This is a genomic window from Streptomyces speibonae (assembly GCF_984686075.1).
In genome coordinates, this window is record NZ_OZ480260.1 from 6,906,072 (window position 1) to 6,922,014 (window position 15,943).

Consider the following 15,943-nt stretch of genomic DNA (forward strand, 5'->3'; position numbering starts at 1 on the left):
CAGGTGAGCGGGAGGCGTGCGCACATGGGCATGAGCGTGACCATCTCTGCGGCGACCGGGCAGGACGCTGAGCAGATCTTCAGGTTGCAGTACCTGTGCTTCCAGAGCGAAGCGGCCCTCTACGGCAACTACCGCATCGACCCCCTCGTCCAGACCCTCGACTCGGTGCGCGAGGAGGTCGCCGGGGACTGCGTCTTCGTCGCCCGGCTCGGCGACGAGATCGTCGGCTCGGTGCACGGCAGGGTCACCGAGGACGGCGCCGCCGCGATCGGCAAGCTCTGCGTCCATCCCCGCCTCCAGGGGCACGGCATCGGCGCCCGGCTGCTCAGGGCGGCCGAGGACGCCCTCGCCGGCGAGCGCGGAGCCAGGACGTTCCGCCTGCACACCGGGCACCGCAGCGAAAGCAATCTGCGGCTGTACAGCAAGGTCGGCTACCAGCGGGTGGGCACGTCCCAGGGCGCGGACGGCGTACCGATGATCGTCCTGGAGAAGACGGCGGAGGCGTACGCGACGACCGCCTGATCAGGCCCCGGACCGCCGCGGCCGCGCCCTGCGCAGCCAGTACAGGGCGGTCAGGGGCAGCAGCACGGGAATGAAGAGGTACCCCATCCCGAAGTCCGACCACACGGTCGCGTCGGGGAAGGCGGACGGCTCCACCATCGTCCAGGTGCCGACGGTCAGGACGCCCACGAGCTCGGCGGCGCAGCACACCAGCGCCGCCCTGCGGGCCGTCTCCCCGCCGCGGACCAGGGTGTAGGTGATGAAGCCGTAGACCACGCCGGCCAGCGCGGAGAGCGTGTAGGCGAGCGGCGCCCGGTCGAACTCGGTGGCGATCTGGTACGCGGAGCGCGACACCGCGCCGACGACCATCACCCCGTACAGCCACACCAGCAGCAGCCCGGGACCGCCGATCAGCCGTGTCCGCCGTGGCTCGTCCTGCGTCACGGTCACCTCAGCCTCCCCAGATGTCATACAGCCGCACCTCGAGCACGGCGAGCACGACTCCGCTCGCGGCGACCGTGAGCGACCCCCAGCGGGAGCGCTCGCCCAGTGACAGGAAACCCGCCGCCGGGACGCACGCGAACGAGCCGAGCAGATACGCCACGAAGACGGTCGTGCCCTGCTCCGGCTTCTCGCCCCGCGCCAGCTGCACGATCCCGACGATCAGCTGGACCAGCGCCAGCAGCGTGACCACGGCCATCCCGATGAAGTGCCAGTCCTTCGTCGGCTGATCACGGTAGGCGGCCCACCCGCACCAGGCGGCGAGAAGCAGCGCGGCGACACCGGTCACCACCGTCAGGACATCAAGCATGCCAGCGACCTTATTACGGCGGAAAAGCCCCGGTGCGCCCGCCCCCGGCGGCGTGCGGGCCGACGCCGTGCGTGACCGGTCCCGCGGCCCCGTAGGGTCGATGGCATGACCATTCATGCGCGTGCCCTGCTGTTCGACAACGACGGGACCCTGGTGTCCTCCATCGAGTCCGTCAACCGGTGCTGGACCCGGTGGGCCGCCGAGTACGGCGTCACCGCCGAGCAGTTCGGGCGGATCCAGCTGCACGGCCGGACGGCCGCGGAGGTGGCCGCCGACCTGCTGCCCGCCCATGTCGTGCCGGAGGCCGTCGCGCGGATCGAGGACCTGGAGGTGGAGGACGTGCCGGGCGGCGGGGTGCATCTGCTGCCCGGGACCCGGGACTTCCTCGACGCCCTGCCCGCCGAGCGCTGGGCCGTGGTGACCTCCGCCACCCGCAGGCTGGCCGAGGTCCGTCTGGGCGCCGTCGGCGTCCTGCCCAAGACGTTGATCGCCGCCGACGACGTCACCCGGGGCAAGCCCGACCCCGAGCCCTACCTCCTGGCCGCCCGCACCCTCGGCGTCGACCCCGCCGACTGCGTCGTCTTCGAGGACGCCCCGGCCGGGCTCCGGGCCGGCCGTGCCGCCGGCATGACCACCGTGGCCTTGGCCACAACCCACCCGGCACACGAGCTGACCGCGGACCTGGTGGTCGATGACCTCTCGGCCCTGTCCGCACTGGTCACGGACGGGGGAGTGGAGATCTCCGTACGTCCCTGACGTGCGCGCGACGCTGTCCACGGCTGTCCAGCATCCGGACAGCCGGGGCGGGTAAGGACCAAACGTCTGCTTTACTGATCGCATGACCACGACGAGCGACCGCATCCCTGCGACCGAGGCGACCATGACGCCCGGTGCTCGTCGCACGTGTCCGTGCCGAATGTGCGCCTTCTAGAGGGCCCCTGCACCATCTGAGCCTCGCGCCCCGAAGCGAGAGCCCGCTCGCGCCCGTCCGCGTGACCCTCATGCGTGACCGGCCCACGCCCCCGCGCGCACGATTCCCCACGGTTTCCTCCGCCGTGTCCGAAGAGCCGTGCCGCCCGGCTGCTTTCGACCCTGATTGCCCCGTGCCCGGCGCCCACGACGCGCCGTGCACTCGACAGTGACGGATATCCACGTGATCACCACCTCGGGCCTCACCAAGGTCTACCGCTCACGCGGTCGCGAGGTCACCGCCCTGGACGGCGTCGACCTGCACGTCCGCGAAGGCGAGGTCTACGGCGTCATCGGCCAGTCCGGCGCCGGCAAGTCCTCCCTCATCCGCTGCGTCAACCTGCTGGAACGCCCCACCTCGGGCACCGTGACCGTGGCCGGGCAGGACCTCACCGCCCTCGCCGGGCGCGGTCCGCGCGCCGGCCGGGAACTGCGGCAGGCGCGCAGCCGCATCGGCATGGTCTTCCAGCACTTCAACCTCCTGTCCTCACGCACCGTGCGGGACAACGTCGAACTGCCCCTGGAAATCCTCGGCATCTCGGGGAAGGAACGTTCCCGCAAGGCGTTGGAACTGCTCGACCTGGTCGGCCTCGCCGACAAGGCCAAGGCCTACCCCGCCCAGCTCTCCGGCGGACAGAAGCAGCGGGTCGGCATCGCCCGCGCCCTCGCCGGCGACCCCAAGGTGCTGCTCTCCGACGAGGCCACCAGCGCCCTCGACCCCGAGACCACCCGCTCGATCCTCCAGCTCCTGCGCGACCTCAACCGTGAGCTCGGCCTCACCGTCCTGCTCATCACCCACGAGATGGACGTCGTCAAGCAGGTCTGCGACTCGGCCGCCCTCATGGACCGCGGCCGCATCGTCGAATCCGGCACCGTCAGCGACCTGCTCGCCACCCCCGGCTCGGAACTGGCCTCCGCGCTGTTCCCGGTCGGCGGCGAGGCCTCCGGCGACGACCGCACCGTCCTCGACGTCACCTTCCACGGCGACAGCGCCACCCAGCCGGTCATCTCCCAGCTGTCGCGCACCTACAACATCGACATATCGATCCTCGGCGCCGCCATCGACACCGTCGGCGGCCTCCAGGTCGGCCGGATGCGCATCGAACTGCCCGGCCGCTACGAGGACAACGTCGTACCCGTCGGCTTCCTGCGCGAGCAGGGCCTGCAGATCGACGTCGTGCACCACGACCGTCCCGCGCTGGTGAAGGAGGGGGCCAAGTGACCTGGTCCGAGATGCAGCCGCTGCTCGAACAGGCGTGTATCGAGACGCTGATCATGGTCGGCTGGTCCACCCTGATCGCCGTCGCCGGCGGCCTTCCGCTCGGCATCCTGCTCGTCCTCACCGACAAGGGCGGACTGCTGCGCAACACCGTGGTGAACAAGGTCATCGGGCAGGTCGTGAACATCGGCCGCTCGATGCCGTTCATCATCCTCATGGTCGCCCTGACGAGCTTCACCCGCTGGGTCACCGGCACGTCCATCGGCAGCGAGGCCGCCATCGTCCCGCTCGCCATCAGCGGCATCCCCTTCTTCGCCCGGCTCGTCGAGACGGCCGTGCGGGAAGTGGACCACGGGCTCGTCGAGGCCGTGCAGGCCATGGGCGGCAGCACCTGGACGATCGTCCGCAAGGTCCTGATCCCCGAGTCGCTGCCCTCCCTGATCGCGAGCACCACGACCACGGTCATCGCCCTCATCGGCTACTCGGCCATGGCCGGCGCCGTCGGCGGCGGCGGACTCGGCGACTTCGCCGTCCGCTACGGCTACCAGCGCTTCGACAGCGAACTGATGTGGATCACCGTCGCGATCCTCGCCGTGGTCATCTCCGTCATCCAGTTCGCCGGCGACCTCGCGGCCCGCACCCTGCACCGCCGCGGCGCCCGCTCAGGAGCCGCACCGAAACTGCGGCTCCTGAAGTCCGACGAGCCCGCCGCGGCCGACGTCGGCAAGGTCGCCTGATCCCAGAACTCCCCGGCACCCCGGGGTCGTACCACCGCATCACCGCAACACCCCAAGGAAAGGCACTTTTCGTGCGTAACACCGCCAAGATCACCACCGCCGTCCTCGCCACCGGAGCCCTCACCCTCGGGCTCACCGCCTGCGGATCCGACCAGGACGCCGCCTCCGACACCTCCGCCCCGCTGATCGTCGCCGCGAGCCCCGTGCCGCACGCCGAGATCCTCACCTTCGTCAAGGACAACCTCGCCGAGAAGGCCGGCCTCGACCTCGAGGTCAAGGAGTTCACCGACTACGTCACGCCGAACACGGCCACCGAGGACGGCTCCGTGGGCGCCAACTTCTTCCAGACCCAGCCCTACCTCGACGACTTCAACAAGAAGAACGGCACCCACATCGTGTCCGTCGTCGACGTCCACCTGGAGCCGCTCGGCCTGTACTCCAGCAAGGTCGACAAGGCCGACGCCCTGAAGCAGGGCGCCACCGTCGCCGTCCCCAACGACACGGTCAACGAGGGCCGCGCCCTGCAGCTGCTCGCCGCCAACGGGCTGATCACCCTCAAGGAGGGCGTCGGCACGGCCGCGACCCCCGCCGACATCACCAAGAACCCCAAGGACCTCACGTTCAAGGAGCTCGAGGCCGCCCAGACCCCCCGCTCCCTGGAGGACGTGGACGCGGCGGTCGTCAACGGCAACTACGCCATCGAGGCCGACCTCAAGCCAGCCGAGGACGCGCTCGTCCTCGAGACCGCCGAGGGCAACCCGAACAACAACCTCCTCGCCGTCAAGGAGGGCCGGGAGGACGACCCGCGCGTGAAGAAGCTCGCCGAGCTCCTCACCTCCCCCGAGGTGAAGAAGTTCATCGAGGACACCTACGCGGGATCCGTCCTCGCCTCCTTCTGATCCGGCCCGCCCGCCACCCGTCGGGGGCCCACTGTCCGCGCAGTGGGCCCCCGTGGTGCGGTTCAGTGCTTTCATGCTGCATGCTGGGCAGTTCAGCAGCACCCGACGGTTCCTCAGGTTACGGAGCGGCGCATGACGAGCACCTTCCCCGACATCTCCATCAGCACGGAGCGGTTGGTGCTGCGTCCCCTCGACACGGACGACGTCCCCGCCCTCGCCGCGATGATGAACGACGAGCAGGTCGCCGCCTGGACCGGCGTCCCCCACCCCTTCGGCGAACGGACCGCCCGCACCTGGATCACCGAGGACGCCCCCGCCCGGCGCGCGGCCGGCCACGGCCTCGACCTCGCCGTCACCGAGTTCCTCACCCAGCGCCTGGTCGGCCTCATCCGGCTCACCAGAACCAACTGGCACGTGCGGTCCACCGAACTGTCGTACATCGTCGCCCCCTGGGCACGCGGCGAGGGCTACGCCTCCGAGGCCGCGCTCGCCACCGCACAGTGGCTCTTCGGCGACCAGAAACTCGAACGCGTCGAACTGCGCACCGCCGCCGACAACACCGCGGCCCAGCAGGTCGCCCAGAAGATCGGCTGCATCAGCGAGGGCGTGCTGCGCAACGCCTGCATAGCCCGCGTCCGCACCGACGACGGCGGCTGGAGCGACGTACGGACCGACTACATCGTATGGAGCCTGCTGCCCGAGGACATCGAGGGTGCGGACGGCCAACTGGCCGACACCGGCGGGTTCACCGCCTACCCGGACTGGAACTGACCCGCCGGGGACCCGCGGGCCGGGGCCACCGCCGGAGCGGCCCGTGGCCGCACCAGGTAATCTCAGCAGACCGCCCCCGGGCGGAACAGCCGACGACGACCTGCGCAAACCCCAGGAGACTGACGACGATGGCCGACCGGGTCACGGTGATCGGCTGGGACGGCTCGCCGCTGACCGACGCGGCCCGCGCCGCACTGGGCGCCGCCACGCTGGTGGCCGGTGCCGCCCACCACCTGGCGCTCCCCGAGGTGCCCGCCGGCGCCGAACGCATCCGGCTCGGCTCCGTCGCCCTCGCCGCGCGCCGCATCGCCGCCCACCGCGGCACCGCCGTCGTCCTCGCCGACGGCGACCCCGGCTTCTTCGGCGTCGTACGGACCCTGCGCGCACCGGAGTTCGGCCTGGAGGTCGAGGTCGTGCCCGCCGTCTCCTCCGTCGCCGCCGCCTTCGCCCGTGCCGGCATGCCCTGGGACGACGCGCACGTGGTGGTCGCCCACCCTCGCACCCTGCGCCGCGCCGTGAACGTATGCCGGGCCCACACCAAGGTCGCGGTCCTCACCTCACCCGGCGCCGGGCCCGCCGAACTGGGCCTGCTCATGGAGGGCATCCACCGCACCTTCGTCATCTGCGAGGAACTCGGCACCCCGCGCGAGCAGGTCAGCGTCGTGACCTCCGACAAGGCCGCCGACCACACCTGGCGCGACCCCAACGTCGTCATCGTCGCCGGCGGCACGGCCGGGACCGGCGAGTCCGGCGGCTGGATCGCCGGACGCGACCCCTCGCGCGGCCCGCGCGGCTGGACGCTGCCCGCCGAGGAGTACGGCGGCGCACTCGGCGAAGGGGAACGTGAACCCCTGCGTACTTCCCAACTCGCCCGGCTCGCCCCCCGACTGGGCGACCTCGTCTGGGACATCGGCTGCGGCAGCGGCGCCTTCGCCACCGACGCCGCCCGCGCGGGCGCCGCCGTCATCGCCGTCGACAGCGACCCGCGCGCCTGCGCCCGCACCGACGCGGCCGCCCGCCGGCACCAGGTCCAGCTCCAGGTCGTGCACGGCACCGCGCCGCATGTCCTGGAGAACCTCCCGGAGCCCGACGTCGTCCGGGTCGGGGGCGGGGGAGCGGAGGTGGTCTCCGCGGTGGCGGACCGCCGCCCGCAGCGCATCGTCGCGCACGCCGCCACCCGGGACGGGGCCGAACTCATCGGCAGGAACCTGACGGAACACGGCTACCGGGTCGAGTGCGCCCTGCTGCAGTCCGTCGAACTCGACACCCGGGTCTGGACGGAGAAGGAACGGAGCGTCGCGTTCCTGCTCAGCGGGGTGCTGCCCGCGCGCGGCAAATGATCCGATTGCCGTCCCCGTGATCGGGTTGTCGTACCGCGCGCGGTAGGCTGGCCGATCGTTGTGCCACGCCGGACGCCCGACGCTTCGTCGGTCAATGTCCGGAAAACGCGCCCGGTTTGGGGCGGGGCGTGGTACGGCGGAAACCGGAGGACGCGCAACGTGGCGCAGTCCACAGCGGAACCGTCGCCGATCAAGCTGACGCGACGGCCGTGCGACCGCGACAATGCCAGTGAATGGCTTTGTCGCCTTTTTCGGGCGGGCCGTTCGTGCCGCTGGGGACGCACGCTCGTTCTCCAGTGTGGGGCGGTCGGTGCGCCGTTCCGGGTGAGCTGGTCGTAGGAGCACTAACCGATGGGCGAGGGGTACGCATGACCGACACCGGCCAGGTCCCGGGCGAGGGACTGCCGGAGAACGCAGGCATGGTGGAGCAGCAGGGCGTCTCCGCGCCCGACGCGTACACCTACCTCTCCGACAGTCCTGCCGAGGACGAGGACCTGTTGCTGCCCGGCGCCCAGGGCGCCTGGGGCAACGAGATCGCTCCGCCCGCACCCGAGCCGGTCGTGGAGACCGTGCACGAACCGGGCCCGCACGAGACGGCCGGCCGCGACAGCGGCTCCGTCGACCTCGGCGGCGTCCGGCTCCCCGAACCCGAGCCGGGGCGCCCGGCGCCCGCACCGGCCGCGCCGCGCCGCCCGTTGCACCTCGGCCCGCCCATCCCCGACGTCTCGGCCAGCCCGGTCCGCTCCCTCGCCGACCGCGGCCCCGCCGACCTGCCGGCCCGCCAGGCGGGCCCGCCGACCCTCGGCCCGGAGTACCTCGACATCCCGCGCGCGCGGGAGGCGGCAGCGCCGCAGGCGGCAGCGCCCCAGGTGGCACCGCAGGCCGCGGCGCAGGCTGCGGCGCCCTGGGGAGCGCAGGCCACGGTGAGTGCGGGGGTCCCGGCCGGCGAAACGGTTGTTCCACCGGCGGAGCGGATGGACGCCGCCCAGGCGGTCGTCACCCGCGTCGCGACGGAGGCGGTCGCGGCGCAGGACACCGACGGCGCGGGCGCCGCGGTCGCGGAGCCGGCGGCACCGGAGGCGGGGACACCGGAGGTGGGGACATCGGACGCGGGTGCCGATGCCGCGGCCGTCGTGCCGGAGCGGAACGGGGTGGGGGAGACGCCCGAGGCCGTTCAGGTACCGGTTTCGGAGGGCCACCCGGCCGCGGAGGTTCCCGCAGGGTCCGCGGAAACCGCGGAGTCCGTGGAGGTTCCGCCCGGGGAGGGCACGGCGCCGGAGCACGCGCCGGAGCCGGACGCAGCAGCCGGTCAGGTGCCGGGTGCGGTACCCGCCGACGCACCCCGGGACGACGGTGTCCAGGTGTCCGAGGACCCCGGTGCCGCCCCCGCCCCGGAGGCGGAGGCCGCCGTGGCGGAGCCCACCGTCCAGGAGCCGGAGGCGCCCCAGGGCACGCCGGCGCCCGAGACCGCCCCGGCGGTGGAGGAGCCCCACGCCGCCGACGTACCGGACGCCGGGAACACCGTGCCCGCCGCGGTGCCGGCCGCCCCGGTGTCCGAGGAGCCCGGTGCCGCCCCGGTGCCGCACGCCGAGCCTCCCGCGCGGGAGCACACTGCTGCCCACGACGTACCGGACGCCGGGAACACCGTGCCCGCCGCGGTACCGGCCGCCCCGGTGTCCGAGGAGCCCCCCGCGCCGGAGCACACCCCCGCCGACGGCCTGCCGCAGGCACCGGACCTCGAGGCCGCCACCGCCGAGCCGGACGCCGCCTCGCCCGGCACCACCCCAGCCGCACCCGCCCCGGCGGCCGGGGCGCGCCCGGACCCGGAGCCGACGCCCGCACCGGAAGCGGCCCCCGTCGCGCCCGAGCCTGTCGCGGCCCCCACCGGTACGACGGAGAACGCGGCCTCCGACACCCCCGCACCGCAGCCCCCCGCGGCCGACGGCCCCGACACCCCCGGCGCCGGCGCCCACCCGGTCCAGGGCCCCCAGCAGACCTCCGACACCCCGCTCCCCGGCACCGTCCCCCTCGTGCCCGAGCCGGACCAGCCCCTCGGCCGGTTCGTCCCCGTGGACGGCACGGTGCCCACCGGGCCCCGGCTCGCGCCGACCCCGCCGCAGGGCGTGACCGTCCCCGGGCAGGAGCCCCACGAGGCCGGCGCCGACGCCGTACCGGCCGTGCCCGACCCCGAAACCGCCCAGAGCCCCGACGACCTGGACACCCAGGGCGCCGGTGTGGAGCCGGAGGCGGCACCGCCCGCGGGTCCGGCCGCCCCCGGGTACGCCGACGCCGAGCGCGAGGCCGTGCTGAAGGTGATGCGCGAGCGCCGGGACATCCGCAACGGCTTCCGCAGCGACCCCATTCCGCACGAGGTGCTGCTGCGCGTCCTGGAGGCCGCCCACACCGCACCCTCCGTCGGCCACTCGCAGCCCTGGGACTTCGTCGTCATCCGCTCCGCCGAGTCCCGGCGCGCGATGCACGAACTGGCCGTGCGCCAGCGCGACGCCTACGCCAAGTCCCTCCCCAAGGGCAGGGCGAAGCAGTTCAAGGAACTGAAGATCGAGGCCATCCTCGACACCCCGGTCAACATCGTCGTCACCGCCGACCCCACCCGCGGCGGACGCCACACCCTCGGACGGCACACCCAGCCCCAGATGGCGCCCTACTCCTCCGCGCTCGCCGTGGAGAACCTCTGGCTCGCCGCCCGCGCCGAGGGCCTCGGCGTCGGCTGGGTCAGCTTCTTCGACGAGCGCGAGATGGTCCGGGCACTGGAGCTGCCCGAGCACCTGGAGGTCGTCGCCTACCTGTGCGTCGGCTACGTCGACGAATTCCCGGCCGAGCCCGAGCTGATGCAGGCCGGCTGGTCCAAGCGCCGCCCGCTGTCCTGGGTCGTGCACGAGGAGACGTACGGCCGTCGCGCCCTGCCCGGAGAGGACCCCCACGACCTGCTCGCCGAGACCGTCGCCCAGATCCGCCCGCTCGACGCCAAGGCCCTCGGCGAGGCATGGGAGCGCCAGAAGCGCATGACCAAGCCGGCCGGGGCGCTGGGCATGCTGGAGATCATCTCCGCCCAGTTGTCCGGCCTGTCCCGCCAGTGCCCGCCGCCCGTCCCGGAACCCGCGGCCGTCGCGATCTTCGCCGGCGACCACGGTGTGCACGCCCAGGGCGTCAGCCCCTGGCCGCAGGAGGTCACCGCCCAGATGGTGGCCAACTTCCTCGGCGGCGGAGCGGTCTGCAACGCCTTCGCCGCCCAGGTGGGCGCCGAGGTCTGCGTCGTCGACGTGGGCGTCTCCTCCGACCTCCCGGCGACCCCCGGACTGCTGCCCCGCAAGATCCGCGCCGGCACGTCCGACATGACCAACGGCCCCGCGATGACCCGCGAGGAGGCCAAACAGGCCGTCGAGGTCGGCATCGAGACCGCCCGGGACCTGGTGGCGGCCGGCAACAAGGCGCTGCTCACCGGCGAGATGGGCATCGCGAACACCACCGCGTCCGCCGCCCTGATCTCCGTCTTCACCGGCGCCGACCCGTCCGAGGTGACCGGGCGCGGCACCGGCATCAACGACGAGACCCTCGCCCGCAAGACCGACGTCGTGCGCCGCGCCCTCGAACTCCACCAGCCGGACCCGGCCGACCCCCTTGGCGTCCTCGCCGCCATCGGCGGCTTCGAGCACGCGGCCATGGTCGGCCTGCTCCTCGGCGGGGCCTCGCTCCGTACGCCGGTGATCCTGGACGGCGTCAGCGCCGGCGCCGCCGCGCTGGTGGCCCGGGCCATCGCACCCGAGGTGCTCGCCGCCTGCATCGCCGGCCACCGCAGCGCGGAGCCCGGCCATGTCGCCGCGCTCAACAAGCTGGGCCTGCGCCCCCTGGTCGACCTCGACCTCCGCCTCGGTGAGGGCACGGGCGCCCTGCTGGCCCTGCCGCTCGTGCAGAGCACGGCGCGGGCCATGCACGAGGTGGCGACCTTCGATTCGGCCGGAGTGACCGAGAAGTAGCGCCGGGCCGCGGGCGGCCGGTCCGCGGGGCCGCGGACCGGCCGGGGTGGCCGTGGGGCGGACACCACACCCACCCCGTCCCCGCACGCGCATAAAATTCCCACGTCAGGCCCGCTCCGAAGCCGCAGCGTGCCCGCTGACCCATCGCTTCTCCGAGGAGCCCGTCCTGATGGCCGAACACCCCGCCTATCCCGTAGGCCTCCGCCTCGCCGGCCGCCGCGTGGTCGTCCTCGGCGCCGGCCAGGTGGCCCAGCGCCGCCTCCCGGCCCTCATCGCCGCCGGCGCCGACCTCCACGTGGTGTCCCCCGAGGCCACCCCCTCCGTCGAGGCCATGGCGGACGCCGGGGAGCTCACCTGGCACCGCCGCCGCTACACCGAGGGCGACCTCGCGGACGCCTGGTACGCCCTCATCGCCACCAGCGACCCCGACGCCAACACCACCGCGTCCGCCGAGGCGGAGCGCCACCGCGTGTGGTGCGTCCGCTCCGACGACGCCGACGCGGCCACCGCGTGGACCCCCGCCACCGGCACCAGCGAGGGCGTCACCGTCGCCGTCCTCACCACCCGGGCACGCGGCCGCGACCCCCGCCACACCGCCGCCATCCGCGACGCCGTGGTCGAAGGCCTGCGCGACGGCACCCTCGTCGCCCCGCACCACCGCACCCGCACCCCGGGCGTCGCCCTCGTCGGCGGCGGCCCCGGCGACCCCGACCTGATCACCGTGCGCGGCCGCCGCCTGCTCGCCGAGGCGGACGTCGTCATCGCAGACCGGCTCGGCCCCCGCGACCTGCTCGCCGAACTCCCGCCGCACGTCGAGGTGATCGACGCCGCGAAGATCCCCTACGGCCGGTTCATGGCCCAGGAGGCCATCAACAACGCGCTGATCGAACACGCCCGCGAAGGCAAGTCCGTGGTCCGCCTCAAGGGCGGCGACCCGTATGTGTTCGGCCGCGGCATGGAGGAGCTCCAGGCACTCGCCGAAGCGGGCATCCCCTGCACCGTCGTCCCCGGCATCTCCAGCTCCATCTCGGTCCCCGGCGCGGCCGGCATCCCCGTCACCCACCGCGGCGTGGCACACGAGTTCACGGTGGTCAGCGGGCACGTCGCCCCCGACGACGAGCGCTCCCTGGTCGACTGGCCGTCCCTGGCGAAACTGACCGGCACCCTCGTCGTCCTCATGGGCGTCGACAAGATCGGCCGGATCGCCGAGACCCTGGTGGCCCACGGCAGATCCCCCGACACCCCGGTGGCCCTGGTCCAGGAGGGCACCACGGCCGCCCAGCGCCGCGTGGACGCCACGCTCGCCACGGTCGCCGAGACCGTCGTCGCGCGGGAGGTCAAGCCGCCGGCCGTCATCGTCATCGGCGAGGTCGTCGCCGTGGGCCCGCGTGAGGTGGCCTGACATGGCCGAACCCGTCGTCGTCGACGATCCCGCCGACCCCCGCCTGCACGACTACACCGGCCTGACCGACGTCGAACTGCGCCGCCGGCGCGAGCCCGCCGAGGGCCTGTTCATCGCCGAGGGCGAGAAGGTCATCCGCCGGGCCCGGGAAGCCGGCTACGCCATGCGGTCCATGCTGCTGTCGGCGAAATGGGTCGACGTCATGCGGGACGTCATCGACCGGTCCGAGGCCCCGGTGTACGTGGTGGAGCCCGCGCTCGCCGAGAAGGTCACCGGCTACCACGTGCACCGCGGCGCGCTCGCCTCCATGCGGCGCACCCCGCTGCCCGGCGCGTCCGACGTGCTCCGCACCGCCCGCCGGGTCGTGGTCATGGAGTCCGTCAACGACCACACCAACATCGGTGCGATCTTCCGCTCGGCGGCGGCCCTCGGCATGGACGCCGTCCTGCTCTCCCCGGACTGCGCGGACCCCCTGTACCGGCGCAGCGTGAAGGTCTCGATGGGCGCGGTCTTCTCCGTGCCGTACGCCCGGGTGGAATCCTGGCCCCGGGGCCTGGAGACGGTGCGCGAGGCCGGGTTCCGGCTGCTCGCCCTCACGCCCGGTGAGGACGCCAGGATCCTGGACGAGGTGGGAGCGCACCGCATGGAGCGGGTCGCCCTGATGCTCGGCGCGGAGGGGAGCGGGCTTTCCGCCCGGGCCCTGGCCGCAGCCGACGAGCGGGTCCGCATCCCGATGGCGCACGGCGTCGACTCCCTCAACGTGGGAGCCGCCGCCGCGGTCGCCTTCTACGCGGTGACCACAGGGCGTCCGCGGTAGCGCTCGGGGCTTCTCTCGCTACCCCGGGCCCTGGCAGCCCTGCACCAGGGCGATGCCCGCGGCGACGACCAGCGTCACGACGACGAACACGAACAGCCGCTGCCGCAGCAGCCGCGGATTGGCCGGCCGCAGGCCGGTCCCCGTCGTCCGGGGGCCCGGGCGACGGGCACCGCTGCCGGACCGGGTGGTGTTCCGGGACGCCGGTGTGGGGCGCGACCCGTTGCGCGACGGTGTGCCTCCGCGCGGGGCGCCGTCGCGCTCGCGCGCGGAGCCGCCGCCTCGCGACGGCGGCACACCGCGGCTCTTGCGTCCGGGGGACGAACCGTCGTTCCGGGGGGCCGGGCCGCGTCCGCGCGGCGGGGTCTGCTGGCCGTTCTGCCCGCCCGGTCCGGCCGGCCCGCCCTGCCGGCGCTGTGTCCGCTCCGGGTAGGTGTCCGCGAGGCGCCCCGTGGGCCGGTCCGGCTCGGGGGCGCGCGGCGCGGGCGTCCGTACGTCCGCCAGCCCCTGCGCCTCCCGCGCGGCGATCTCCTTGAGCCGCAGCGACAGTTGCAGTGTGCTGGGCCGCTCCTCGGGGGCCTTGGCCAGGCACGCGCGGACGAGCGGGGCGAGCGCGTCCGGGACGCCCTGCAGCTGGGCCTCCTCGTGCACCACGCGATACAGCATCACCTCGGAACTGCCGTGCCCGAAGGGGGAGTCGCCCATCGACGCGTACGCGAGCGTGGCACCCAGGGAGAAGACGTCCGTGGCCGGGGTGACGGCCGCCCCGCGCACCTGCTCGGGGGCGAGGAAGCCGGGCGAGCCCACCGCCGTACCGACGTGCGTGAGCGTCGAGGCGCCCGTCGCCCAGGCGATGCCGAAGTCGATGATCCGCGGCCCCTTCGGGGACAGCAGGATGTTGGACGGCTTGAGGTCGCGGTGCACCACGCCGGCCTCGTGCACGGCGACCAGTCCCTCGGACAGGGCCGCGCCGACGGCGGCGACCTCGGCCGCGCCGAGCGGACCCTCCTCGGCGACCTTGTCGTGCAGCGACGGGCCGGGAACGTACTGCGTGGCGAACCAGGGCCGGTCCGCGTCGAGGTCGGCGGCCACCAGCCGGGCCGTGCAGCCGCCGCGGATGCGCCGGGCCGCCGAGACCTCGCGCGCGAAACGTGAGCGGAACTCCTGGTCCTCCGCCAGGTCGGGTCGGATGACCTTCAGCGCGACCCGCTGCCCCTTCTTGTCGGAGCCCAGGTAGACCACGCCCATCCCGCCCGCGCCGAGCCGTCGGTGAAGCCTGAAAGAGCCGACGACGCGCGGGTCCTCGCGCCTCAGGCGCATCATCGCCATGTTCATCCCCGCTGCCCGGTCCTGTGACGTGCCACAGCTTACGTTTCCACGGCGGCCCGTGCGCAGAGGCCGCGCCCTCTCGAACCGATGGATTGTCAGTGGTGGGTGGGAGACTTGAAGAGTGGTCAGGGAGCGTGCGGGCAGGCCGGGTTCGCGCGGCGGATGATCCCAACCACCCGACACCGTAGGGGGATTGATCGCGTGAAGGGTGACCGTGTGGAGATCGTCGTGGATGCGGGCGACACGACGCGTACGTACGAGATGGTGGCGAGCAGGGCGGGGCGCAGAGTGGAGACCGCGGTGCGCCGGGGGGTGGTCGAAGTGAGCGAAGTCACCCGGACCGGGGCCGTCGTGCGTACGGCGCGGTTCATGGCGAACCGGGTGCTGGCGCTGGTGGAGCAGCCGGTGCCGGGGGAGGACGGGAGGGAGGACGGGTCGGAGAAAGGGGGACAGAGTGGGCGGTCCTTGGGGGATGTCCCTGACACCTAGGAGCACGTCTCCACCCAGGGGAGTACGGCGCAGGAGGAGGCTCATCCTCCGGGAGGCCCGGAGATCGGTACGAGGGCATGACGTCCGGGGAGTGCCGGGCCCCTAGATTTGAGGTCAAGCGGCGGGTGCAGCACTCGTCCCCCGAGGTCAGACGCCCGCCGCTGCCAAAGACAGTCAGACAACGGAACGGGTCAGGAGAAGGGGTCATGGCGTACACGGCACCGCGGACAGAGGTCCGCAGGCGGGAGCGCGGCGAGGGCCGGCGTCACCCGCTGGTGGCGACGCTGATGGCACTTCCCCTGGCGGTCCTGCTCCTGCTCGTCTTCGACGGGTGGGAGACGGTGACCATACAGGCGTCGTCCGTGGGAGAGATGCTGGGGCGCTGAACAGCGACCCCAGGCCCGGAAGAGCGGTCCGGGCGGGGACATCCACCCATGAAACCCCGTGGGGACGGGGGTGCGGCGGACGGCAAAATGCCGGCGCAGCTGGGGAGCTGCGCCGGCATTGCTTTTTGCCCGCGGGCCGGTGGCCGTATGCCTGCGGCGCAGCGTGCGGTGGGGTGGGGTGCGCGTAGCGCCCACGGGGGGTGGGTGGTGCGGGGGCGGGGCGGGGGTGTACGTCCTCGGACTGGCGCGATGGAGCTTGTTGGTGGGGCTGCACGGCGCGG

General features: G+C 73.4%; 15 protein-coding genes. 12 read left to right on the forward strand and 3 right to left on the reverse strand.

The features are described from left to right. The first annotated feature begins 24 nt into the window (after positions 1-24). Positions 25-522, forward strand: coding sequence for a GNAT family N-acetyltransferase (locus tag AC5L3C_RS31115; protein ID WP_493654101.1), 498 nt, complete (start codon positions 25-27; stop codon positions 520-522). Here the strand turns inward: AC5L3C_RS31115 and AC5L3C_RS31120 are convergent, their stop codons facing one another. Then, on the reverse strand, positions 523-972 hold the full coding sequence (locus AC5L3C_RS31120; protein ID WP_493652359.1) for a hypothetical protein: 450 nt from the start codon (positions 970-972) through the stop codon (positions 523-525). Then, positions 953-1,312 carry a hypothetical protein gene (locus AC5L3C_RS31125; RefSeq protein ID WP_493652361.1) on the reverse strand — a complete coding sequence of 120 codons (360 nt, stop codon included), beginning with the start codon at positions 1,310-1,312 and terminating at the stop codon, positions 953-955. The genes AC5L3C_RS31120 and AC5L3C_RS31125 overlap by 20 nt, the downstream gene beginning before the upstream one ends. Positions 1,313-1,417: 105 nt before the next feature. On the opposite strand from AC5L3C_RS31125, the gene AC5L3C_RS31130 reads away from it, so the two are divergent. From AC5L3C_RS31130 to AC5L3C_RS31170, 9 genes are all read left to right on the forward strand, one after another. Then, positions 1,418-2,068, forward strand: a complete 651-nt coding sequence (locus tag AC5L3C_RS31130) for an HAD family hydrolase (protein ID WP_493652363.1) — start codon at positions 1,418-1,420, stop codon at positions 2,066-2,068. Between the two features lie 397 nt (positions 2,069-2,465). Continuing rightward, positions 2,466-3,503 (forward strand): methionine ABC transporter ATP-binding protein, encoded by a 1,038-nt coding sequence (locus AC5L3C_RS31135; RefSeq protein ID WP_125508070.1) that lies wholly within the window; start codon positions 2,466-2,468, stop codon positions 3,501-3,503. Beyond that, positions 3,500-4,237 carry a methionine ABC transporter permease gene (locus tag AC5L3C_RS31140; RefSeq protein ID WP_493652365.1) on the forward strand — a complete coding sequence of 246 codons (738 nt, stop codon included), beginning with the start codon at positions 3,500-3,502 and terminating at the stop codon, positions 4,235-4,237. Before AC5L3C_RS31135 ends, AC5L3C_RS31140 begins: the two co-directional genes overlap by 4 nt. Positions 4,238-4,308: 71 nt before the next feature. Then, positions 4,309-5,136 (forward strand): MetQ/NlpA family ABC transporter substrate-binding protein, encoded by an 828-nt coding sequence (locus AC5L3C_RS31145; protein ID WP_125508072.1) that lies wholly within the window; start codon positions 4,309-4,311, stop codon positions 5,134-5,136. A 132-nt stretch (positions 5,137-5,268) separates the two neighbouring features. Further along, positions 5,269-5,907: a GNAT family N-acetyltransferase gene (locus AC5L3C_RS31150; protein ID WP_125508073.1), complete on the forward strand. Its 639-nt coding sequence runs from the start codon at positions 5,269-5,271 to the stop codon at positions 5,905-5,907. A 128-nt stretch (positions 5,908-6,035) separates the two neighbouring features. After that, positions 6,036-7,247 (forward strand): precorrin-6y C5,15-methyltransferase (decarboxylating) subunit CbiE, encoded by a 1,212-nt coding sequence (gene cbiE / locus AC5L3C_RS31155; RefSeq protein WP_493652368.1) that lies wholly within the window; start codon positions 6,036-6,038, stop codon positions 7,245-7,247. A gap of 368 nt (positions 7,248-7,615) precedes the next feature. Then, positions 7,616-11,242 carry a nicotinate-nucleotide--dimethylbenzimidazole phosphoribosyltransferase gene (gene cobT / locus AC5L3C_RS31160; RefSeq protein ID WP_493652371.1) on the forward strand — a complete coding sequence of 1,209 codons (3,627 nt, stop codon included), beginning with the start codon at positions 7,616-7,618 and terminating at the stop codon, positions 11,240-11,242. A 169-nt stretch (positions 11,243-11,411) separates the two neighbouring features. Beyond that, entirely contained in the window at positions 11,412-12,644 is a 1,233-nt protein-coding gene (gene cobA / locus AC5L3C_RS31165; protein WP_493652372.1) for a uroporphyrinogen-III C-methyltransferase, read from the forward strand. 1 nt (position 12,645) lies between these two features. Beyond that, positions 12,646-13,461, forward strand: coding sequence for a TrmH family RNA methyltransferase (locus AC5L3C_RS31170; RefSeq protein WP_493652374.1), 816 nt, complete (start codon positions 12,646-12,648; stop codon positions 13,459-13,461). A gap of 18 nt (positions 13,462-13,479) precedes the next feature. Here AC5L3C_RS31170 and AC5L3C_RS31175 read toward each other — a convergent pair whose 3' ends face one another. Next, on the reverse strand, positions 13,480-14,793 hold the full coding sequence (locus AC5L3C_RS31175; protein WP_493652376.1) for a serine/threonine-protein kinase: 1,314 nt from the start codon (positions 14,791-14,793) through the stop codon (positions 13,480-13,482). A gap of 195 nt (positions 14,794-14,988) precedes the next feature. Between AC5L3C_RS31175 and AC5L3C_RS31180 the strand changes: the two genes are divergently transcribed. Beyond that, complete coding sequence (locus AC5L3C_RS31180) at positions 14,989-15,276, forward strand: DUF8836 family protein (RefSeq protein ID WP_493652378.1); 288 nt, start codon at positions 14,989-14,991, stop codon at positions 15,274-15,276. A 206-nt stretch (positions 15,277-15,482) separates the two neighbouring features. After that, on the forward strand, positions 15,483-15,662 hold the full coding sequence (locus tag AC5L3C_RS31185) for a hypothetical protein (RefSeq protein WP_125508088.1): 180 nt from the start codon (positions 15,483-15,485) through the stop codon (positions 15,660-15,662). Positions 15,663-15,943: the final 281 nt, after the last annotated feature.